Source organism: Zavarzinia aquatilis (genome assembly GCF_003173035.1).
Classification (GTDB): Bacteria; Pseudomonadota; Alphaproteobacteria; order Zavarziniales; family Zavarziniaceae; genus Zavarzinia; species Zavarzinia aquatilis.
Genome location: NZ_QGLE01000005.1, coordinates 20,358 through 38,915 on the forward strand (window position 1 = coordinate 20,358; position 18,558 = coordinate 38,915).

The 18,558-nt window shown below is 69.1% G+C and carries 24 protein-coding genes; 23 read left to right on the plus strand and 1 reads right to left on the minus strand.

What is annotated here, in order from left to right; translation table 11 throughout:
* The first annotated feature begins 8 nt into the window (after positions 1–8).
* From DKG74_RS09925 to DKG74_RS10015, 19 genes are all read left to right on the plus strand, one after another.
* On the plus strand, positions 9–401 hold the full coding sequence (locus DKG74_RS09925) for a hypothetical protein (RefSeq protein ID WP_109905262.1): 393 nt from the start codon (positions 9–11) through the stop codon (positions 399–401).
* A 2-nt stretch (positions 402–403) separates the two neighbouring features.
* Entirely contained in the window at positions 404–982 is a 579-nt protein-coding gene (locus DKG74_RS09930; protein ID WP_109905264.1) for a head-tail connector protein, read from the plus strand.
* Entirely contained in the window at positions 979–1,305 is a 327-nt protein-coding gene (locus DKG74_RS09935; RefSeq protein WP_165837621.1) for a phage head closure protein, read from the plus strand. The genes DKG74_RS09930 and DKG74_RS09935 overlap by 4 nt, the downstream gene beginning before the upstream one ends.
* Positions 1,302–1,571 carry a hypothetical protein gene (locus DKG74_RS09940; protein ID WP_109905268.1) on the plus strand — a complete coding sequence of 90 codons (270 nt, stop codon included), beginning with the start codon at positions 1,302–1,304 and terminating at the stop codon, positions 1,569–1,571. The genes DKG74_RS09935 and DKG74_RS09940 overlap by 4 nt, the downstream gene beginning before the upstream one ends.
* On the plus strand, positions 1,561–1,980 hold the full coding sequence (locus DKG74_RS09945) for a DUF3168 domain-containing protein (protein WP_109905270.1): 420 nt from the start codon (positions 1,561–1,563) through the stop codon (positions 1,978–1,980). The genes DKG74_RS09940 and DKG74_RS09945 overlap by 11 nt, the downstream gene beginning before the upstream one ends.
* Positions 1,981–1,993: 13 nt before the next feature.
* Positions 1,994–2,398 carry a phage tail tube protein gene (locus DKG74_RS09950; protein ID WP_109905272.1) on the plus strand — a complete coding sequence of 135 codons (405 nt, stop codon included), beginning with the start codon at positions 1,994–1,996 and terminating at the stop codon, positions 2,396–2,398.
* 7 nt (positions 2,399–2,405) lie between these two features.
* Complete coding sequence (locus DKG74_RS09955; RefSeq protein ID WP_109905274.1) at positions 2,406–2,738, plus strand: gene transfer agent family protein; 333 nt, start codon at positions 2,406–2,408, stop codon at positions 2,736–2,738.
* Positions 2,735–2,935, plus strand: a complete 201-nt coding sequence (locus DKG74_RS09960) for a phage tail assembly chaperone (protein ID WP_165837622.1) — start codon at positions 2,735–2,737, stop codon at positions 2,933–2,935. The genes DKG74_RS09955 and DKG74_RS09960 overlap by 4 nt, the downstream gene beginning before the upstream one ends.
* Positions 2,936–2,939: 4 nt before the next feature.
* A complete protein-coding gene (locus DKG74_RS09965; protein ID WP_109905278.1) occupies positions 2,940–3,587 on the plus strand; it encodes a tail tape measure protein in 648 nt (215 codons plus the stop codon).
* Positions 3,588–3,594: 7 nt separating this feature from the next.
* Entirely contained in the window at positions 3,595–4,224 is a 630-nt protein-coding gene (locus DKG74_RS09970; protein ID WP_109905742.1) for a DUF2460 domain-containing protein, read from the plus strand.
* A complete protein-coding gene (locus tag DKG74_RS09975; RefSeq protein WP_109905280.1) occupies positions 4,221–5,096 on the plus strand; it encodes a DUF2163 domain-containing protein in 876 nt (291 codons plus the stop codon). Before DKG74_RS09970 ends, DKG74_RS09975 begins: the two co-directional genes overlap by 4 nt.
* Complete coding sequence (locus tag DKG74_RS09980) at positions 5,074–5,514, plus strand: NlpC/P60 family protein (protein ID WP_109905282.1); 441 nt, start codon at positions 5,074–5,076, stop codon at positions 5,512–5,514. Before DKG74_RS09975 ends, DKG74_RS09980 begins: the two co-directional genes overlap by 23 nt.
* A 3-nt stretch (positions 5,515–5,517) precedes the next feature.
* The gene (locus tag DKG74_RS09985) at positions 5,518–9,486 is read left to right on the plus strand and encodes a baseplate multidomain protein megatron (RefSeq protein WP_109905284.1); all 3,969 of its coding nucleotides are present in this window, start codon (positions 5,518–5,520) and stop codon (positions 9,484–9,486) included.
* A 36-nt stretch (positions 9,487–9,522) separates the two neighbouring features.
* Entirely contained in the window at positions 9,523–11,409 is a 1,887-nt protein-coding gene (locus DKG74_RS09990; protein WP_109905286.1) for a DUF2793 domain-containing protein, read from the plus strand.
* 14 nt (positions 11,410–11,423) lie between these two features.
* Positions 11,424–11,603 (plus strand): hypothetical protein, encoded by a 180-nt coding sequence (locus DKG74_RS09995; RefSeq protein ID WP_109905288.1) that lies wholly within the window; start codon positions 11,424–11,426, stop codon positions 11,601–11,603.
* Positions 11,596–11,898: a hypothetical protein gene (locus DKG74_RS10000; protein ID WP_109905290.1), complete on the plus strand. Its 303-nt coding sequence runs from the start codon at positions 11,596–11,598 to the stop codon at positions 11,896–11,898. The genes DKG74_RS09995 and DKG74_RS10000 overlap by 8 nt, the downstream gene beginning before the upstream one ends.
* Positions 11,895–12,380, plus strand: a complete 486-nt coding sequence (locus tag DKG74_RS10005; protein WP_109905292.1) for a cell wall hydrolase — start codon at positions 11,895–11,897, stop codon at positions 12,378–12,380. Before DKG74_RS10000 ends, DKG74_RS10005 begins: the two co-directional genes overlap by 4 nt.
* Positions 12,381–12,392: 12 nt before the next feature.
* Positions 12,393–12,578 (plus strand): hypothetical protein, encoded by a 186-nt coding sequence (locus DKG74_RS10010; protein WP_109905294.1) that lies wholly within the window; start codon positions 12,393–12,395, stop codon positions 12,576–12,578.
* Between the two features lie 139 nt (positions 12,579–12,717).
* Positions 12,718–13,599, plus strand: coding sequence for a transglycosylase SLT domain-containing protein (locus tag DKG74_RS10015; RefSeq protein ID WP_207779310.1), 882 nt, complete (start codon positions 12,718–12,720; stop codon positions 13,597–13,599).
* Between the two features lie 4 nt (positions 13,600–13,603).
* Here the strand turns inward: DKG74_RS10015 and epmA are convergent, their stop codons facing one another.
* Entirely contained in the window at positions 13,604–14,659 is a 1,056-nt protein-coding gene (epmA, locus tag DKG74_RS10020; protein ID WP_109905296.1) for an EF-P lysine aminoacylase EpmA, read from the minus strand.
* 94 nt (positions 14,660–14,753) lie between these two features.
* Here epmA and efp point away from each other — a divergent pair, with 94 nt between their 5' ends.
* The 4 genes from efp (at position 14,754) to DKG74_RS10040 (ending at position 18,545) form a co-directional block, all read left to right on the plus strand.
* Positions 14,754–15,323, plus strand: a complete 570-nt coding sequence (gene efp, locus DKG74_RS10025) for an elongation factor P (protein WP_109905298.1) — start codon at positions 14,754–14,756, stop codon at positions 15,321–15,323.
* A 120-nt stretch (positions 15,324–15,443) separates the two neighbouring features.
* The gene (locus DKG74_RS10030) at positions 15,444–16,598 is read left to right on the plus strand and encodes a serine hydrolase domain-containing protein (protein ID WP_165837623.1); all 1,155 of its coding nucleotides are present in this window, start codon (positions 15,444–15,446) and stop codon (positions 16,596–16,598) included.
* Between the two features lie 23 nt (positions 16,599–16,621).
* Complete coding sequence (locus tag DKG74_RS10035; protein ID WP_109905302.1) at positions 16,622–17,794, plus strand: MFS transporter; 1,173 nt, start codon at positions 16,622–16,624, stop codon at positions 17,792–17,794.
* 16 nt (positions 17,795–17,810) lie between these two features.
* Entirely contained in the window at positions 17,811–18,545 is a 735-nt protein-coding gene (locus DKG74_RS10040; protein WP_109905304.1) for a DUF6065 family protein, read from the plus strand.
* The last annotated feature ends 13 nt before the right edge of the window (positions 18,546–18,558 follow it).

Sequence of the window (18,558 nt, forward strand, 5' to 3'; positions counted from 1 at the left end):
AACAAAACATGACCATCCGCGATCTGAAGACCAATGTCGACGCCAGCCCGTCGCTCGCCCCCGCCGTCCGCAACGCGACCGCGACGGGCAGCGCCATCGACCTGCGCGGCTTCGATGCCGCGAGCGTGATCGTCCATTTCGGCGCCTATACCGACGGGACGCATACCCCCTCCCTCGAAGCCTCGACCGACGGCGTCTCCTATGCCGCGGTCGCGGCGGGTGACATGGCGGGCAGCTTCGCCGCCGTCGCCAGCGGCGCCGGGGCCAACACGGTGCAGCAGGTCGGTTACATCGGCACCGGCCGTTACCTGCGGCCCAAGCTGACGGTGGCCGGCGCGACCACGGGGGCGGCGACGGCCATCGCGGTCCTGCGTGGCCGCGGCGCGCGTCAGGGCGTCTGACCATGGCGGGTCTCGAACGCGTCTCGGCCCCCGCGGTCGAGCCCCTGTCGCTGGCGGAGGCGCGGCTGCACCTCCGCCTCGACACCGATGCCGAGGACGGCCTCGTCGCCGCCCTGATCCTCGCCGCGCGCCAGATGGCGGAGGCGCATCTGGGCCGGGCCCTGATCCGTCAGGGCTTTCGCCTGTGGCTGGACCGCTGGCCGCCCGGGCGACGGGCGGTCGACCTGCCCAGGCCGCCGCTGTTCGAGGTGTCGGCCGTGACGGGCTTCGACGAGGATGACACGCCCCATGTCCTCGACCCCGGCACATGGCTGGCCGACCGTGTGGCGACGCCCGGAAGGCTGGTCCTGCGCGCGGGCACGGCGACGCCGTCGCCCGGGCGCTGCGTCAATGGCCTCGTGGTCGATTACACGGCGGGCTATGGCAATGCCGGTGCCGACGTGCCCGAGCCGATCCGCCGGGGCATGGCCCTGCTGGTCGGCCATCTGTTCGAGAGCCGCGAGGCAGGGGGCGAGGGGCTGCGGCCCCTGCCGCTCGGGGTCGAGGCGTTGTGGGCACCTTACCGCGTGGTGCGGCTGTGATCGGGCGCCTGCGCGAGCGGATCGCCTTCGAGCGGCCGGTGCTGGGCGATGACGGCGCGGGCGGCGGCAGCCTGAGCTGGCTGCCGGTCGATGCGCTGCCCGAGGTCTGGGCCGAGGTCGAGGCCACGACCGGCAGCGAGCCGGTGGAAGCCGACGCCCGCCGGGCCGAGGTGAACTGGCGCATCACCCTGCGCGCCCGCGACGACCTTTCGTCCGACTGGCGCCTGGTCTGGCGGGGCCGGGTGCTCGACATCCTCGCCATCCTGCCGCGGCCGCGCCGCGATTACATGGTGCTGCTGGCACGGGAAGGGGCGGGACAATGAGCTTCGCCGGTCTCATGACCCGGATCGGGGATCGGGCGGCCGCCGTCGTCGAGGCGCGGGCGGAAGCCCTGGCGGGCAAGCTCGGTGGCGAGGTGGAGGGGGCGGGCGAGACCCGCCGCATCACCCTGTCCGCCAGGGCGCTGGCCCGCGAATTCGGCACGGCGGCGCAAGGGGCGCGGCCGCGCCTGTCCGAGGCGATGGCCGGAACAGATCTTGCCGGCGCGATGGCTGCCGCCCTGAAGGAGGCGATCGCCGATGATACCTGACGCCTCGCTCGCCGTGCAGACGGCGCTCTTCGCGCGGCTGGCCGGCCATGCACCCTTGAGCCTTCTGATCGGCGACCGGCTGCACGACCGGAGGCCAGAAGCCGGCGGCTTTCCCCATGTCGTCATCGGCGAGGCGGCAGTGACCGCCGACGACAGCGCCACGAGGGGCGGCCAGCGCCACGAGGTGACGCTACACGTCTGGTCGCGCTATCGCGGCCGGGCCGAGGCGAAGCGCATCCTCGCCGCCCTGGCCGATGCCCTGCACCGCCAGCCGCTGAGCCTCGCGGCGCCGCATCGCTGCGTGATCTTGCGCGTCGCCTTTTCCACCATCCTCGACGACGAGGACGGCGTGACCGCCCATGGTGTCATGCGCCTGCGCGTCGTGACCGAAGCCGTCGATCCCTATTGAACGGAGTCCTTCAATGAGCAAGCAACGCGGCGACCTGTTCCTTCTGCGGGTCGATACCACCGGCGCGGGCGCCTATGTCACCATCGCGGGCCTGCGCTCTACCGGGCTGAAGGCGCGGCTGAAACCGGTCGAGACCACGAACAAGGATTCGGCGGGCCAGCGCGAGTTGCTGGATGGCGCGGGCATCCAGTCCTTCACCTTTTCGGGCGCGGGGGTCTTCGACAGCGGCAGTGCCCACGACACGGCGCGCAGCCTGTTCATGGGCCGCACCCGGCGCAACTGGCGCATCACGCGGGGCGACGGCTCCACCGTCACCGCGCCCTGCCTGATCACCGCTCTTGACTACGCTGGTAATCACGACGGGGAAGAGACCTTCACCATTACCCTCGAATCCGCCGGCGCGGTCACTTTCGCGTGAGGCCACGATGAGCGATTTCGCAAACCCCCATCGGGGCGAGGTGTCGGTCACGCTCGGCGGGCAGGTCTATCGCCTGCGCCCGAGTTTCGCCGCCCTGGCCGAGACCGAGGTCATGGCCGGCTGCGGCCTCGTGCCGCTGGCCCGGCGCTTTCTCGACGGCAGTTACGGTCTTCGCGACGTCGTCGCCGTGCTGGTGCCCGCACTGAAGGCGGCGGGTCAGGGCGGGGAGTCGGTCGGTCAGCTGGTGATCGACACCGGCTTTCTGACTGTCGCGCCCGCTTGCGCCGCCCTGCTCGCGGCGGCGCTGGCGCCGGACCGGGAGGTGCCCAACCCTTTGTGATCGGCGGGGTGGCGGTGGCGGCGGGCCTGTGTACCGCGCTCTTTGGCTGGGGGCCTGACGCCGCCTGGGCCGCCACCCCGCGCGATCTGATCCAGGCAATCGCCGCCCGGGCGCTGATGTCCCGCGCGGGGCGCCCCACGCCCATGCGCCGGGCCGAGTTCGACGAACTGAAATCCCGCCTGACCCTTCAAGGATAATGCCATGCCCGTGATCGAGCGTCTGTCCGTCGAACTGGCGGCCGAACTCAGCCCCTTGCGCGACGCCTTCGCCGAGGCGGAGCGCATGGCGGGTCAGGCTGCGGGCGATCTCGCCACCGCGTTGGCCGGCGAGGCAGGCGGTGGCGGCTTCGACCTGCTGGCCACGGGCGTGGAAACCGTTTCGCGCACCATCCGCAAATCCCTGGTCGATGCGCTGTCGGGGGCGGAGGTCGAATGGGACGACGTCCTGTCGCGCATGGTGCTGCGCCTGTCCGATCTCGCTGTCGACCGTTCGCTGTCGGCGGCGCTGGGCAGTCTGACGGGCGATTCCGGCGGCAGCGCAGGCGGTGGTGCTGGCGGAGCTTGGGGAGGCGATCTGCTGTCGCTGATCGGCGGCCTGTTCGGCGGCTTTCGCGCCAGTGGCGGCCCGGTCGCGGCTGGCCGGGCCTATGTCGTCGGCGAGCAGGGGCCGGAGCTGTTCCTGCCCGAAGGCGCGGGCAGCATCGAGCCGGGCCTCGCATCCGCCGCCGCCGCGATGCCAAGGGTGACAGTCAATATTTCAACCCCCGATATCGAGGGCTTTCGCCGCAGCCAGGGGCAGGTGAGCGCCGCCATCACCCGCGCGCTCGGTGCCGCCCGCCGTTACGCTTGAGGACGCCATGAGCTTTCACGATGTGCGCTTTCCGCTTTCCGTCGCCCTTGGCACGGCCGGCGGACCGATGAGGCGGGTCGACGTGGTGACGCTGGCCAGTGGCCGGGAGGAGCGCAACGCGCTCTGGGCCGGATCGCGGCGCCGCTACGACGCGGGCCTTGGTCTTCGCTCCGACGACGATCTCCATGCCGTCATTGAGTTCTTCGAGGCGCGGGGCGGAAAGCTCCACGCTTTTCGCTTTCGCGACTGGCTGGACTGGAAATCCTGTCCACCCTTGATGGCCCCCGCCATGACTGACCAGATCATCGCCACGGGTGACGGCGCCAGGCTCCAGTTCCCGCTGGTCAAACGCTATGTCTCCGGCCCTTCCGCCCACGTCCGGACAATCGTCAAGCCGGTTGCGGGGACCGTGCTTCTCGCGGTCGACGGCGCGGCCGTGACCGCGCCGGACGCCAGCGTCGATCTTGCAACGGGGATCATTACTTTTTCCGACGCCCCGTCGGCCGGCGCATCTATCACCGCCGGCTTTGAATTCGATACGCCGGTGCGCTTCGACATCGACCAGTTGTCCGTTTCCCTCGCCGATTTCCGGGCGGGGCAGGTGCCCTCCATCCCCTTGATCGAGGTGCTGTCATGAAGGAACTGCCGCCCGGTCTTGCCGACCATATTGCCGGAGGCGTGACCACGCTTGCCCGCTGCTGGCGCCTGACGCGACGGGATGGCGTCACCTTCGGATTCACCGATCATGACCGCGACCTCGTGTTCGACGACATCGTTCACCGGGCCGACAGCGGCTTCACGCCCAGCGCGATGGAAAGCCTGCCGGGTCTCGCCGTCTCCAACCTCGATGTCGAGGGCGCGCTCCGCGCCGACGCGATCACCGAGGCCGATCTGGCCGAGGGGCGCTACGATGACGCGGAATGCCTTCTCTACCTCGTCAACTGGCAGGATGTGACGCAGCGCGTGCTGCTGCGCCGGGGCCATATCGGCGAGGTAAGGCGGGGCAGAGGCGGCTTTTCGGCCGAATTGCGCGGCCTCGCCCACCGGCTCGATCAGAGCTGCGGCCGCAGTTTCGAGCGGGGTTGCGCCTGGACCCTGGGCGATGCCCGCTGCGGTATCGACCTGACGGCGGCTGGACGCCTTGCCGATATCGCCGTGACCATGGTCGCCAGCCGCATGAGCTTCGCGGTTTCCGGCATCGGCGGTTTCGCAGCGGGGGCGTTCGCCAATGGCCGTCTGGTTTGGACCGGCGGTGCCAACGAGGGGCTGAGCGCGGAAATCCTGCGCCATGTCGGCGACGTTCTCACCCTGCTGTTACCGCCAGCGCGGGCAGTGACGGTGGGCGATACGGCGCGGATTACTCTCGGCTGCGACCGGAAGTTCGCGACCTGTCGCGACCGGTTCGTGAATGCGCCCAATTTCGGCGGCTTTCCGCATATTCCGGGCAATGACTTCATCCTGTCCTATCCGGTCAAGGGAGGCGGCAATGACGGCAGCAGCCTGTTCTGAACGCGTGGTCGCGGCGGCGCGGGGCTGGATCGGCACGCCTTATGCCCACCAGGCCAGCCTGAAGGGGATTGGGTGTGATTGCCTCGGTCTCGTCCGGGGCATCTGGCGCGAGCTTTATGGGCGGGAACCGGAAATTCCGCCCGCCTATAGTCCCGACTGGGCCGAGGCAAGCGGGCGTGAAACCCTGGCCGAGGCGGCGGCCCGGCACCTGATCGCCATCGACACCGGCGCGGCAGGTCCGGGCGACGTGCTGCTCTTCGCCTATCAGCCTCACGCTCCGGCGCGTCACTGCGCGGTGAAGGTGGAGGCGCGGCGCATGGTTCACGCCATCAACCTTCATCCGGTCGCCGAAGTGTCGATCGTCCCCTGGTGGCGCGGCCGCTTGCGCTATGCCTTCCGGTTCCCGGCGGAGATGTGAGCCATGGCAACCCTCGTTCTGACCACGGCGGCGAGCGCGCTGACCGCGGGCGGGCCCCAGTGGCTGGTCGCGGCTGCGGCTGTCGCTGCCTCCGTCGCCGGATCCTATGTCGACAGTCAGCTTTTCGGCACGACCGTGAGCCGGGAAGGACCTCGCCTTTCCGAAACGACAATCCAGACGTCGACCGAAGGCGCGCCCCTGCCGGAAATGGCCGGGCGCCTGCGCCTGTCCGGTCAGGTGATCTGGGCCAGCCGGTTCCGCGAGGAGGCCAGCACCGAAAGCAGCGGCGGCGGCAAAGGCGGTGGCGGCACGCGCAGCGAAGTGACCACCTATAGTTACTACGGCAATTTCGCCGTCGGCCTGTGCGAGGGGCCGGTCGACCGGGTCTGGCGCATCTGGGCCGACGGCAAGCCGATGGACCTGACCAATGTCACCTGGCGCGTCTATCCGGGCGACGATACGCAGGATCCTGATCCGCTGATCGAGGGGATCGAGGGCACGGGGCGGGTGCCGGCCTATCGCGGGACTGCCTATGTCGTGTTCGAGGATCTGCCGCTGGCTGCCTATGGCAACCGGCTGCCCCAGCTGGTGTTCGAGGTGTGCCGGCGGGTGCCGCCGGTGACCGGCACGCCGCTCGAATCGTTGATCGAGGCCGTCACCCTGATCCCGGGCAGTGGCGAATTCGCCTACGACACAAGGGTGATCACCACGGGCAGCGCCGACAGCGCGGCGGGCGCGCAGGGGCCGCAGAACCGCAGCGGAGGCGACGCGCGGGCCGACATTCTGCCCGCCCTCGACGATCTCGCGGCGAGCCTGCCTGAAGTGCGCAAGGTCTTCCTCGTCGTCGGCTGGTATGGCGACGACCTGCGCGCCGGGCATTGCCAGATCCGTCCCAAGGTCGACAAGACGGTGAAGGCGACCTTTGCCGGCAGGACCGCCGTTGCCTGGCGGGTCCATACCCTGGGGCGCGCCGCCGCCGCCGTGGTCTCGACCAGTGCTTACGACGGGCGTCTGGCCTATGGCGGCACGCCGTCGGATGAATCCGTCGTCCGCGCGATCCGCGAGCTGAAAGCACGGGGTTACACCGTCGTGCTCTATCCCTTCGTCTTCATGGATGTGCCGGCGGACAATGAGTTGCCCGATCCCTGGTCCGATCATGGTGCGGGCGTGGGGCAACCGGCCTATCCCTGGCGCGGCCGTATCACCGCCTCGATCGCGCCCGGACATGCCGGCACACCCGATGGGACGGCGGCGGTCCTGGCTGAAATCGCCAGCTTTGCCGGCAGCGCGACGCGGGAGCAGGTTTCCGTATCCGTTTCGACCGCCAACATCGTCGTTTGCGGTTACAGCGGGCCGGACGAATGGTCCTTCCGGCGCCTGGTGCTGCATTATGCCCGGTTGGCGGCGGCTGTGAATGCCATCGCGCCGGGTGCCGTGACCGGTTTCGTGATCGGCTCGGAGCTGCGGGGCCTGACCACATTGCGCGATGACGGGGGCAATTACCCTTTCGTCAATGTGCTGCGTGCGCTTGCCAGCGATTGCCGGGCCATTCTCGGGGGCGCTGTCGCGTTGACCTATGCCGCCGACTGGACCGAGTATTTCGGCCATCAACCGGCGGGCGGCGATGTCCGTTTCCATCTCGATCCGCTATGGGCGGACGCGGCCATCGACGCCATCGGCATCGACAATTATCTGCCCCTGTCGGACTGGCGGGATGGGGAGGATCACCTCGACCGGCAGGCTGGGTGGAGCGGACCCTACGATCCCGATTATCTCGACGCGAATATCGAGGGTGGGGAACGCTTCGACTGGTATTACGCCAGCGAGGCGGACCGCGTGGCGCAGCTCCGCTCGCCGATAGCCGACGGCGCATATGGCAAGCCCTGGGTATTCCGGCCGAAGGATATCCGCGCCTGGTGGTCGAACTTTCATCATGAACGGACAGGCGGCATCGAAGCCGCTTCGCCCACCGCTTATGTGCCCATGGCGAAGCCGATCTGGTTCACGGAACTGGGCATTCCCAGCATCGACCGAGGCACCAACCAGCCCAATGTCTTCTACGATCCGAAGTCTTCGGAATCCGCCTTGCCCCATTTCTCGGCCGGTACGCGCGACGATCTCGTCCAGCGGGCCGGCCTCGAAGCCTGGCTGCGTCACTTTGGGCCTGACGTGCCCACCAACCCGCTGTCGCCGGTCTATGGCGGGCGCATGGTGCAGGCGATCGCGGTCTGGACCTGGGATGCGCGGCCCTTTCCGGCCTGGCCGGCACGGGGCGATTTCTGGGGCGACGGCGACCTCTGGCCGCTTGGACACTGGCTGAACGGCAAGGTCGGCCTTGCCGATCTCGGCGGCCTCGTCCTTTCGATCTGCGCCCGGGTCGGGCTTGCGGCGGCAGATGTCGACGTCAGCACCCTGCGTGGGGTCGTGCCCGGTTACCTGCGCGACCGTCCGCTGTCGCCCCGTGCCGAGCTGGAGGCGTTGATGAACGCCTATGGGCTCGATGTCGCCGAAACGGGCGGGCGCCTGCGCTTTCGCCATCGCGGCGACGATGCCGTGCTGACGCTGCAAGCGGGTGACCTCGTGGCCGAAGACGCGGGCGATTTCACGGTCACGCGGGCACAGGAAACCGATCTGCCGTCCGAAGTCGTGGTCGGCTTCGTCGATGTCGCGCGCGATTATCGCCAGACCACCGTCACCTCGCGCCGCCTCGGCGGCGTCGCCCGGGGCCGGCGCGAGATTGCCTTGCCCTTCGTCATGGATGACGCGCAGGCGCGGGATTGCGCCGATCGCCTGTTGTCTGAAGCCTGGATTGGCCGCGACAGCGCCCGTTTCACCCTGCCGCCTTCGGCCCTCGCGCTCGATCCGGGGGATACGGTGGTGCTCGCTCTGCCGCGATCGAGCCACACAGTCGCGCTCGGCCGGATCGCTGACGATGGGGCGCGGCGGCTCGAGGCGACGGCGGTCGAGCCGGCGGCCCATCGGCTGGCGCTTGCTGGCGGCCGTCCGGAGCGGATCGACCGTCTGCCCGATCCGGTCGGGCTGGCCCTGAGCTTTCTCGACCTGCCGGTGATCGACGAGACGGTGGCGGAGCACTTGCCCTATGTGGCGGCTTCGTCGACTCCGGCGGTGACGATTTCGGTCATGGCCTCGGCGACTGGCGAGAGCTTCGCCCCGAACACGCAGCTCGCGGCGTCGGCCACCATCGGCCTGACCACCTACGATCTCTACGACGGTCCGACGGATTACTGGGACGAAGGGAATGTCCTCGGTGTCAATCTGTTCTCGGGCGCGCTGTCGAGCCAGCCGAGGGAAAGCCTGCTGGCCGGCCGCGCCAATGCCATCGCCGTGCAGAATGGTGACGGCGAGTGGGAAATCCTCCAGTTCGCCGTGGCGATGCCGCGTGGCAGCCGGCTCTACGACCTGACGGGGCTGCTGCGCGGGCGTCTCGGGACCGAGCAGGCGATGCGCGCGCCGCTACCCGCCGGGGCGCCGGTGGTCCTGCTCGACCGGGCGCTGCGGCCGCTCGACCTTCCGGCCAGCGCGCGCAACGTGGCCTGGCACTATCGCTTTGGGCCTGCCGGTCTTCCCTACACCGATCCCGCGTGGGACGCTGCCGATTTCATCGCCCGGGCCATCGGGCTGCGTCCGCTCGCTCCCTGTCATGTCACGGGGCGCCGCGACGCCGTGGGCAATCTCTCGCTGACCTGGATACGGCGAACCCGTCGAGGCGGACATTGGGCCGATGGCACCGACACGCCGCTGTCCGAGGAGCGCGAAGCCTATGAAGTCGACATTCTCGACGGCGCCGGCCCCGGCGTGGTTCGCACCATCGCCGCCAGCGCCGCACAGGCGGTCTATACCGCCGCCCAGGCGACCGATGATTTCGGCTGGGTGCCCGCGGCCGTCGTGCTGCGGGTCTTTCAGGTCTCGGCGAGTTACGGCCGCGGCCTCGCGGCGACCGTCACCGTCTGATTTCGCCATCCTTTCCCGATCGTCAAGGAAGCGCCCATGCCGACGCCGCGCCTCGCCCTGCCCTATATCGTCCAGTCGCAAGCCCAAAAGGAGGTGACACATAACGAGGCGCTGAACCTTCTCGATATCGTGGTTCAGACCGCAGTTCTCGATCGCCATCGCACCGAGCCGCCGGCCTCGCCCGCCGCGGGCCAGCGTCATCTGGTGGCCACGGGGGCGACGGGGGCCTGGTCGGGACAAGACGGCTCGATCGCGGCCTGGATCGGCACGGCCTGGCTTTTCGTCGGGCCCTGGCCCGGCTTTCAGGCCTATATCGTCGGCGAGGGCCGGTCCCTGACATGGGATGGCACCGCCTGGGAAGCGCCCTACAGCGGCATCGGAATTGGCGATGTCGGCGGGTTGGCCGATGCCCTCGACGGGAAGCTGGGTGTTGCCGCTATCGGTACGGCCGTGCAGGCTCACGATCCACGGCTCGACGCCTTGACCGCGCTCGATCTCGCCGCCGATCGGCTGATCTACGCCAGCGGCCCCGATACCCTGGCGCTCGCGGACCTGACGGGGCTCGGTCGGGCGCTGGCGGGGGCCGGGAACGATGCGGTTGCGCGCGCCGCGCTTGGCGCCGCCGCGCAACCGGTGTGCCATGTTCCGGCCCGGCGCCATGCGGTATCGACGGCCTGGAGCGCACGGCCGTCCCCGGCCGACAATCAATGGCTCGCCATCTGTTGGGCACCCGAACTCGGGCTGCTGTGCGCTGTCTCCGTCGATGGCGCAGGCAACCGCGTCGCGACTTCGCCCGATGGTCTTCACTGGGCCACGCGGGCGAGCGCGGCCGACAACCTGTGGTCCGGTGTCTGCTGGTCGGCGGACCTGGGTCTTTTCTGCGCCGTTTCGAGCGACGGCAGCGGCAATCGGGTGATGACCTCGCCCGACGGCATTGCCTGGACCGCGCGGGCGAGTGCCGCCGACAATGCCTGGTCCAGCGTCTGCTGGTCGCCTGAACTCGGGCTGTTCTGCGCGGTCGCCACCTCGGGCGCGGGAAATCGGGTGATGACCTCGCCCGACGGCATCGCCTGGACCGCGCGGACGAGCGCCGCCGATCTCAGCTGGTTCAGCGTCTGCTGGTCGCCGGAATGCGGCCTGTTCTGCGCGGTGTCCTATTCGGGCACGGGCCATCGGGTGATGACCTCGCCCGATGGCGTCAACTGGACCCTGAGGGTCAGCGCGGCGGACAACAACTGGCTGTCGGTATGCTGGTCGGCTGACCTCGGCCTGTTTTGCGCGGTGGCCAATTCGGGTACCGGGAACCGGGTGATGACCTCGCCCGACGGTGTGAACTGGACCGCGCGGGCGAGCGCGGCGGACAATACCTGGCGCTCGGTCGCCTGGTCGGCGGAACTGGGCCTGTTCTGCGCGGTGGCCAACTCGGGCGCCGGCAATCGCGTCATGACCTCGCCCGACGGTATCGTCTGGAGCAGCGGGGCCAGCGGCGCCGACAACAATTGGCGTGCGCTGTGCTGGGCCGCTGCCCTTGGCATTTTTGCCGCGACCGGTGTTTCGGGGACCGGCACGCGGATGATGACGTCCGCGGCCTGGCCCGGCCTTCCCGGCCGCCGCCGCATCATTCCCGGATATGCGGCGCGAGGCGACGCCAGTGCCGTGCTGGTGTCGGGGGCGGACCCGGTGTTCCAGCATGTGACGGCCACGCTGACCGCCGACCGCGCATTGACCCTGTCGGCCGCGGGCGCGGTGGCCGGCGATCTGTTCGAGATCCGGCGCAGCGGAGCCGGTGCCTTTGCGCTCGCCATCGCCAATGGCGGGCCGGCGGGCGGCACCCTGCGCAGCGGCGGGGCTGGGGTGGCCTTCACGGGCCGATATGTCTTCGACGGCTCGAACTGGATCGAGCTGTCCTACGTCGCCGCCTGAACGGGAGAAATGTCATGAGTTACGAACCGGGAGACCGCGTGATCCGCCTGGAAGCACGGGAGCGCGCGGGGGCCAGCGTCCTCTCGCGGGAGGGCGACGACTATCTGATCGCCTATGACGAGGGGGGGGAGGGGTGGTGGCCGGCCTTGGCCCTCGCGCCGGCACCGGCGGCCGAGGGAGGCCATGATGAGTGACCTGTCCTCGCGCGCCCCGTTCCGTCGCAGCGAGTTCGAGCGGCAGGCGACGCTCGCCATCGGCAGCCTGCTGACCGCCGGTATCCTGTGGATGGCTGCCGCCATCGGCGACAACACCACCGCGCTTGCCGGCCTCAGGGTCCAGATCGAGGCCCTGCGCGATCAGGTCGCCGAACTGAAGGGCCTGACCAAGGCTGCCCTCCCGGCCGAGGATGCCCGGCGCGAATTGAGCCGGGTCGATGCCCTGATGGTCGATCTCGAGGCGCGTCTGCGCCGGGTGGAGGGACGGCGATGAGCGCGCCCCTGCCGCCCTTTGCCGTGCGGGTCGCGCTGCTGCCCCGGCCGACGGCGGTGGATCGCGACACGCTGGCCCGCACCCTTCATGGCGAAGCCCGGGGCGAGGGGGTGCCCGGCATGGCCGCCGTCTGCGCCGTCATCGTCAACCGCATGGCGGCGACGGCGCGGCGCCTCCAGCTCGGCCAGGCACCGCTGTGGTGGGGTGGGCCGGATGCCCGCTCGGTCTGCCGGGCCCCCTGGCAATTTTCGTGCTGGAATGCCGGCGATCCCAACCGCGCCTTGCTGGAATCGCTCGCCGCCGATGCTGCCGTGCTGCTGCCCGCGCGCACCGTCGCCGATGCCGCCCTCGACGGCCGGCTGGGCGATCCGACGGGCGGCGCGGACCATTATCACGCCCGGGGCAGCCGCCCCGCCTGGGCGCGCGGCCGGCGCCCCACCGTCACCATCGGCCGGCATCTGTTTTATCGCATCGGGCCTTGAGGAGAACAAAACATGATCGAATTCCTGACCCTCCATGGCGAGGAGCTGCTGCTCGTCGCTTCCGGCCTCGTCAGCGCCGCTTCCGCCCTCGCTGCGCTGACGCCGACGCCGAAGGATGACGGCATCGCCCTTCTGCTCCGCCGGCTGCTCGATCTTTTCGCGCTCAATGTCGGCCATGCCGGCCGGCGTCCGGAATGACTTGGCACGGCTTTCGCTAGGGATGGGGCGTGGCAGGCCGCGAAGTTGGGGCGAAATGGGGATTTCCCGCGCGGCCCGCCATGGCACCCGGCAATTTCGACCGGGTTGCCGGGACCGGATTGCCGGGAGGACCGACCAGATGAGCCTGACTTTGCCGACTGAAATCGCCAATGCGACACGCCGCAGCCAGACCTATGCCGGCGTGCCCGACGATGTCCTGCGCGGTATTCAGAACGCCTCGGCCAAGACCGGGGTCGATTTCAAATATCTGGTCGCCCAGGCCCAGATCGAATCCGGTTTCGACGCCGACGCGAAGGCCTCGACCTCCAGCGCCCGGGGGCTTTACCAGTTCATCGACCAGACCTGGCTGAAGATGGTCAAGGACCATGGCGCCGATCACGGCCTCGGCAATCTTGCCGATGCGATCACGCAAGGGGCGGACGGACGGATGAAGGTTTCCGACGCCGCGACCAGGAAGCAGATTCTGGCGCTGCGCGACGATCCCGCCCTTTCGGCCGTCATGGGCGCCGAATTCGCCAACGACAACAAGGCCTATCTGGCGGGCCGGCTGGACCGGGACGTGAATTCGACCGATCTCTACATGGCGCATTTCCTCGGTGCTGGCGGGGCCTCGAAATTCCTGTCGACCATGGACAAGGCACCGGCGACGTCCGCCGCCAGCGTGATGCCCGATGCCGCCGCCGCCAATCGCTCCATCTTCTACGCCAAGGACGGCCGCGCCCTTTCGGTGCGCGAGGTCTATGCCCGCTTCGCCGACAAGATCGAGAATGCGGGGGCGAGCGCCGGGGCGGCCGTTACCGCGCAAGGCAAGGCGACGCTGGGCGCCATCGCCGCCATCGGCGGACGGATCGGCGATGGCTTCGCCGCGGCGGCGGCGCCGGTCGCGCGGATGTTCCTGCCCGCCCTCTCGGGCGATGCGGTGGTCGCCCTCGCCAGCCTGCCGGTGCCCGGCGAAAAGACCGGGCAGGACGGCGTGACCGCCGCCAAGTCCGGCAGCTGAGGCGTCAGGCCTCGACCACCGGTACCCACAGCACGTCGTCGATCCGCGCGGCCCCCGTGGCCAGCATCACCAGCCGGTCGACGCCGAGGGCAATGCCCGCCGAAGCCGGCAGCCCCCATTCGAGGGCGGCGAGGAAATCCTCGTCGATCGGATAGCGGAAGCCGTAGAGCTTTTCCTTCTTCTCGCAATCGGCGACGAAACGCCTTCGCTGTTCCGCCGCATCGGTCAATTCGCCGAAGGCATTGGCGAGTTCGACCGTCCCCGCGTAAAGCTCGAACCGCTCGGCGACGCGCGGGTCTTCCGGATTCGGCCGCGACAGGGCGGCCATGGAAATCGGCCAGTCGGTCAGGAAGGTCGGCTTGGTCTCGCCCAGATGCGGCTCGATCCGGTCGAGGCTGATCTTGAAGAAAATATCTTCCCAGCTGTCGTCCGGCGCGGTGCGGATGCCGATCTCCTCCGCCTCGGCCCGCAGCGCGTGGGGGGAGGGGGCGAGGGGATCGTCGATCGTCGCGAACAGGTCGATGCCGGCGTGCATCAGGAAGGCTTCCTCGACCGACAGGCGCTCGAAATCCCCGTCGATGGGAATGTCCTTGTCGGCCACCCGCAGATGCTCGCGCCCGGCCGCCCGTGCCGCCGCCCGCACCAGCGCCTCGCAATCGTCCATCAGTTCGTCGAGGCTGCCGCCCGCCCGATACCATTCCAGCATGGTGAATTCCGGGTGATGGGTGTCGGAGCGTTCGCGATTGCGCCAGGTCTTGGTGATCTGGAAGATGCGCGGCATTCCGGCGACCAGCAGCTTCTTCATCGCGAATTCGGGCGAAGTGTGCAGGTAAAGCCGCCGCGCCGCGCCGCCGTCCGCGGGTTCGAGGTCGGTGGCGAAAGCCATCAGATGCGGCTCGATCCCCGGGCTGACCTGCAGGGCGGGGGTCTCCACCTCGGCGAAATCGCGCGCGGCGAAGGTCTCGCGCAGGGCGGCGAGGATGCGCGCCCGGGCCAGCAGATGCTCGCGCTTGCGGGCGAAGGCGTCGGGGCGCCACCAGGGAATGGAATCATGGCTCATGACGCATGGCCCTAGCAGTCAAGGCGCCGGTTGTCCATTGCGGGCGCGTCTGATAGGGTCCGCCGCCATTCGGACAGGCAACAGAGTAATTCCCATGCCCAAGGTTAACGCCAACACCATCCGCGTCGGCAACGTCGTTGAAATCAACGGCAAGCTGTTCGCGGTGCTCAAGACCCAGATGGTGCAGCCCGGCAAGGGCGGCGCCTTCGCCCAGTTCGAGCTGCGCGGCATCCGCGACGGCGTGAAGACCCAGGAACGCTACCGCTCGTCCGAGCAGGTCGAGCGCGTCAGCCTCGAGGACCGGGAATACCAGTATCTCTATCCCGAGGGCGACAATTACGCCTTCATGGATATCGAGACCTTCGAGCAGATCCTCGTTCCGGCCGACGTCATCGGCGATCCGGCCGTGTGGCTCCAGGAAGGCATGGTCTGCTACATCCGCACCTATGAAGGCTCGCCCGTCGCGGCCGAGCTGCCGCAGACCGTCACCCTGAAGATCGTCGAGGCCGACCCGGTCGTGAAGGGCCAGACCGCCTCGTCGTCCTTCAAGCCCGCCGTGCTCGAGAACGGCCAGAAGATCCTGGTGCCGCCCCATATCGAGTCGGGCACCCGCGTCGTCGTCGGCACCGCCGAAGGCAACTACATGGAACGCGCCAAGGACTGATCCGGTCCACCGCACCCGCGATCCAGGGGCCTTCGGGCCCCTTTTTCGTTGGCTTGATCTCGAATTGCGAACTGCCCACACTCCCGCCGCCTCGAGAGAATGCGCCGGGAGAAGCCGCCGATGTCCGTGAATGTTGCCGCCGCCCAGGTTCAGGGCATGGATGCCGGGCGTCTGGCACGGGTGCCGGCGGCGCTGCTCGCCGATGTCGAGGCGGCGCGGATCGACGGGGCGGTTGTCCTCGTGGCGCGGCGGGGCGATATCCTGCTGCATCAGGCCATCGGCTTTGCAGAACGCGTGACGGGGCGGGCGATGGCGCTCGACTCGGTGTTCATGTCGATGTCGCTGTCGAAGCAATTCACCAATCTCGCCGTCCTGCAGCGGATCGAGGCCGGCGATATCGCGATTGATACGCCGGTCGCCGCCGTCGTTCCCGAATTCGCCGAACACGGCAAGGGTGGCATCACCATCGGCCATCTGATCACCCACACCAGCGGCCTGCCGCCGGTGATCATGGGCGACCGCAAGCTGAACGGGGCCGACATCGGCTCGGTCACCGCCGCCCTGTCGCGGGCCGAGCCGCTGTGCCCGCCGGGCACCCGCGTGCTCTATTCCCCCGTCCTCGCCCATGGCCTGCTGGCCGAAATCGTGCGCCGGCTCGACGGTGGCACGCGGCGCTTTGCCCGCATTCTCGCCGACGAGGTGTTCGAGCCGATCGGCATGAACGAGAGCCATCTCGGCATTCCCGAGCATGTCCGCCCGCGCTATGTCCCTGTCGTCGTCCGCGATCAGACGCCCGGCCTGTTCCCGCCCGGCGTCCTCGAATCCTCTGACCGGCTGAAGCCCGAGAGCGAGATGCCGGGCGGCGGCTGCGTCATCACCGCGGCCGATGTCTTCGCCTTCGCCGAATGCTGGCGCAGCGGCGGCCGGGCGGTGAAGCGCCGGGTGCTGTCACCCGCGATGGCGCGCTTCGCCCTTGTCGACCGCACCGGGGCGATGCCCAACGAATTCTTCGCGCCGCCGGGCCGGGGGCCGACGCCGTCCCATTTCTCCTATGGTTTCTGGCTGCGCGGGCAGGGCATTCATTCCATGGCCTTCGGCCATCTGGCGAGCCCGGCGACATTCGGCGGCATGGGCGCCGGCTCTCACGTCTTCTGGTGCGACCCGGTGAGCGATGTGACTTTCGTCCTTCTCACCGCCGGGCTTCTGGAGGAAAGTGCCTCGGTCGAGCGCTTCCGCCGCTTGTCCGATCTCGTCCATACCGCCCTCGAGCACTGAGCCGCGCTCCTTTCCGTGATCCCATGTCCGAGCCCCTGCGTCGGCGCTGGCCGGTGGCCTTCCGCATGGCCTTCTTCTATGCGGTGTCCTTTTCGGGGCTGGGGGTCATCGTGCCCTTCCTGCCGGCCTGGATGTCCCATCGCGGGTTGAGCGCGACGCAGATCGCCGTCGTGCTCGCCGTCGGTCAGGTGGTGCGGGTGATCGGCAACACGGGTTTCGGCCGCCTCGCCGACATTCTGGCCGAGCGTCGGCGCATCCTGATGGGCCTGACGGTGGCCAGCCTGCTGTCCTTCATGCTGCTGGTGCCGGCGGAAGGTTTCGTGGCGGTGCTGACCGCCTATCTGATCGCCAGTCTGTTTTACCCGGCGCAGGTCGCCCTGACCGAGAATCTGGGCGTGCTCGCCGCCTATCAGCGCGGCTATGACTATGGCCGGGTGCGGCTCTGGGGCTCGGTCACCTTCGTCGGCGGCACCATGCTGGTCGGCTGGGTGGTGCCCTTCGGCGGCAAGGAAGCCATCCTGTGGCTGATCCTGATCGCCCTCGCGCTGACCGCCGCCACCGCCTGGCTGCTGCCGGTGATCGAGATCGAGCGGCGACCGCGATTTCCGGGCGCGGTCCGGGCCTTCCTGCGCAATCCGGTGTTCCTGCTGTTCCTCGGCGCCAATGCGCTGATCCAGTCCAGCCATTCCGCCTATTACACCTTCAGCACCCTGCACTGGCAGAAGGCGGGCCTCTCCGACCTCACCATCGGCCTGATCTGGTCGGAAGGGGTGATCGCCGAGATTCTGCTTTTCGCCTTCTCGTCGCGCTTCGTCTACCGCCTGCGGCCGACCACGCTGATCCTGATCGGCGCGCTGGGCGGTATCGTCCGCTGGAGCGTGCTGGCCTCGACCACCGACGTCTATGCCCTGCTGGCGGTGAACTGGCTGCACGCCGGCAGTTTCGCCTTCGCCCATCTCGGCGCCATGCATTTCATCCCCCGGGCGATCCGCCCCGGCCTGACCGCGACGGCGCAGGGGCTCTATGCCTCCTTCGGCATTTCCGTCGCCGTCGCCATCGCCACCCTTGCGATCGGCCCGCTTTATGAGGCGGGCGGCGGCATCATTTTCGCCCTGATGGCGGCGTTCTGCGTCGTTGGCGCGGTGCTGGCCTTCCTTCTCAACCGGCGCTGGGACGGCGGCGAAATCGCGCTATGATCGGGCCGATACCGCCATGCGCCTGACCTGCTACAGCCTCGGCGACCACGCGCCGCAGATCAGGGTCGCCCCCGCCAGCCGCGACTGGATGGAGGCGACGCCGCAGGGCTTCGCCTATCGCTGCCTGCCGCTCAACATCGCCAACGCCCATGGCTGGGAACTGCTCTGCCCCAGCCGGATCGAGGCGATCTGGACCGGCGGCCCCGAGCCTTCGGCGGTGCGGGTGACGGGGCCGGGGGCAGGGCAGGTGGCGGTCGGCCATTTCGGCTCCGGCATCCTGACCTTCCACATCCATGCCCTGTTCGTGACCGAGCCGGGCTGGAACCTCTGGGTCGGCGGCTCGCCCAACGATCCGCGCCACGGCATCGCGCCCCTGACCGGCATCATCGAGGCGGACTGGTCGGCCGCGACATTCACCATGAACTGGCGCTTCACCGCGCCGGGCGTGCCCGTCGTCTTCGAGGCGGGCGAGCCCTTCGCCTTCCTGTTCCCCGTTCCCCGCGGCATGGTCGAGACGGTGGAGCCGGAAATCCGCCGCCTCGCCGACGAGCCCGACCTCGCCGCCGCCTTCGCCGCCTGGTCCGAGGGGCGCAGCCGCTTCCTTGCCGAACTGCCGGTCGCGGGCACGGCGGCGAACCGGGTCGGCTGGCAGAAAACCTACTTCCAGGGCCGCAACGCCGAGGGCGAAAAGGCCGTGCCCGACCACCAGACCCGGCTGCGCCTGAAACCCTTCACTCCCCCCCAAAAATGACGGGTCGTTCACT

Bases quoted from the DNA above. Each gene is read 5' to 3' on its own strand.
- DKG74_RS09925 (WP_109905262.1), top strand. From the start codon at position 9: ATGACCATCCGCGATCTGAAGACCAATGTCGACGCCAGCCCGTCGCTC.
- DKG74_RS09930 (WP_109905264.1), top strand. From the start codon at position 404: ATGGCGGGTCTCGAACGCGTCTCGGCCCCCGCGGTCGAGCCCCTGTCG.
- DKG74_RS09940 (WP_109905268.1), top strand. From the start codon at position 1,302: ATGAGCTTCGCCGGTCTCATGACCCGGATCGGGGATCGGGCGGCCGCC.
- DKG74_RS09945 (WP_109905270.1), top strand. From the start codon at position 1,561: ATGATACCTGACGCCTCGCTCGCCGTGCAGACGGCGCTCTTCGCGCGG.
- DKG74_RS09950 (WP_109905272.1), top strand. From the start codon at position 1,994: ATGAGCAAGCAACGCGGCGACCTGTTCCTTCTGCGGGTCGATACCACC.
- DKG74_RS09955 (WP_109905274.1), top strand. From the start codon at position 2,406: ATGAGCGATTTCGCAAACCCCCATCGGGGCGAGGTGTCGGTCACGCTC.
- DKG74_RS09965 (WP_109905278.1), top strand. From the start codon at position 2,940: ATGCCCGTGATCGAGCGTCTGTCCGTCGAACTGGCGGCCGAACTCAGC.
- DKG74_RS09970 (WP_109905742.1), top strand. From the start codon at position 3,595: ATGAGCTTTCACGATGTGCGCTTTCCGCTTTCCGTCGCCCTTGGCACG.
- DKG74_RS09975 (WP_109905280.1), top strand. From the start codon at position 4,221: ATGAAGGAACTGCCGCCCGGTCTTGCCGACCATATTGCCGGAGGCGTG.
- DKG74_RS09980 (WP_109905282.1), top strand. From the start codon at position 5,074: ATGACGGCAGCAGCCTGTTCTGAACGCGTGGTCGCGGCGGCGCGGGGC.
- DKG74_RS09985 (WP_109905284.1), top strand. From the start codon at position 5,518: ATGGCAACCCTCGTTCTGACCACGGCGGCGAGCGCGCTGACCGCGGGC.
- DKG74_RS09990 (WP_109905286.1), top strand. From the start codon at position 9,523: ATGCCGACGCCGCGCCTCGCCCTGCCCTATATCGTCCAGTCGCAAGCC.
- DKG74_RS09995 (WP_109905288.1), top strand. From the start codon at position 11,424: ATGAGTTACGAACCGGGAGACCGCGTGATCCGCCTGGAAGCACGGGAG.
- DKG74_RS10000 (WP_109905290.1), top strand. From the start codon at position 11,596: ATGAGTGACCTGTCCTCGCGCGCCCCGTTCCGTCGCAGCGAGTTCGAG.
- DKG74_RS10005 (WP_109905292.1), top strand. From the start codon at position 11,895: ATGAGCGCGCCCCTGCCGCCCTTTGCCGTGCGGGTCGCGCTGCTGCCC.
- DKG74_RS10010 (WP_109905294.1), top strand. From the start codon at position 12,393: ATGATCGAATTCCTGACCCTCCATGGCGAGGAGCTGCTGCTCGTCGCT.
- DKG74_RS10015 (WP_207779310.1), top strand. From the start codon at position 12,718: ATGAGCCTGACTTTGCCGACTGAAATCGCCAATGCGACACGCCGCAGC.
- epmA (WP_109905296.1), bottom strand. From the start codon at position 14,659: ATGAGCCATGATTCCATTCCCTGGTGGCGCCCCGACGCCTTCGCCCGC.
- efp (WP_109905298.1), top strand. From the start codon at position 14,754: ATGCCCAAGGTTAACGCCAACACCATCCGCGTCGGCAACGTCGTTGAA.
- DKG74_RS10030 (WP_165837623.1), top strand. From the start codon at position 15,444: ATGTCCGTGAATGTTGCCGCCGCCCAGGTTCAGGGCATGGATGCCGGG.
- DKG74_RS10035 (WP_109905302.1), top strand. From the start codon at position 16,622: ATGTCCGAGCCCCTGCGTCGGCGCTGGCCGGTGGCCTTCCGCATGGCC.
- DKG74_RS10040 (WP_109905304.1), top strand. From the start codon at position 17,811: ATGCGCCTGACCTGCTACAGCCTCGGCGACCACGCGCCGCAGATCAGG.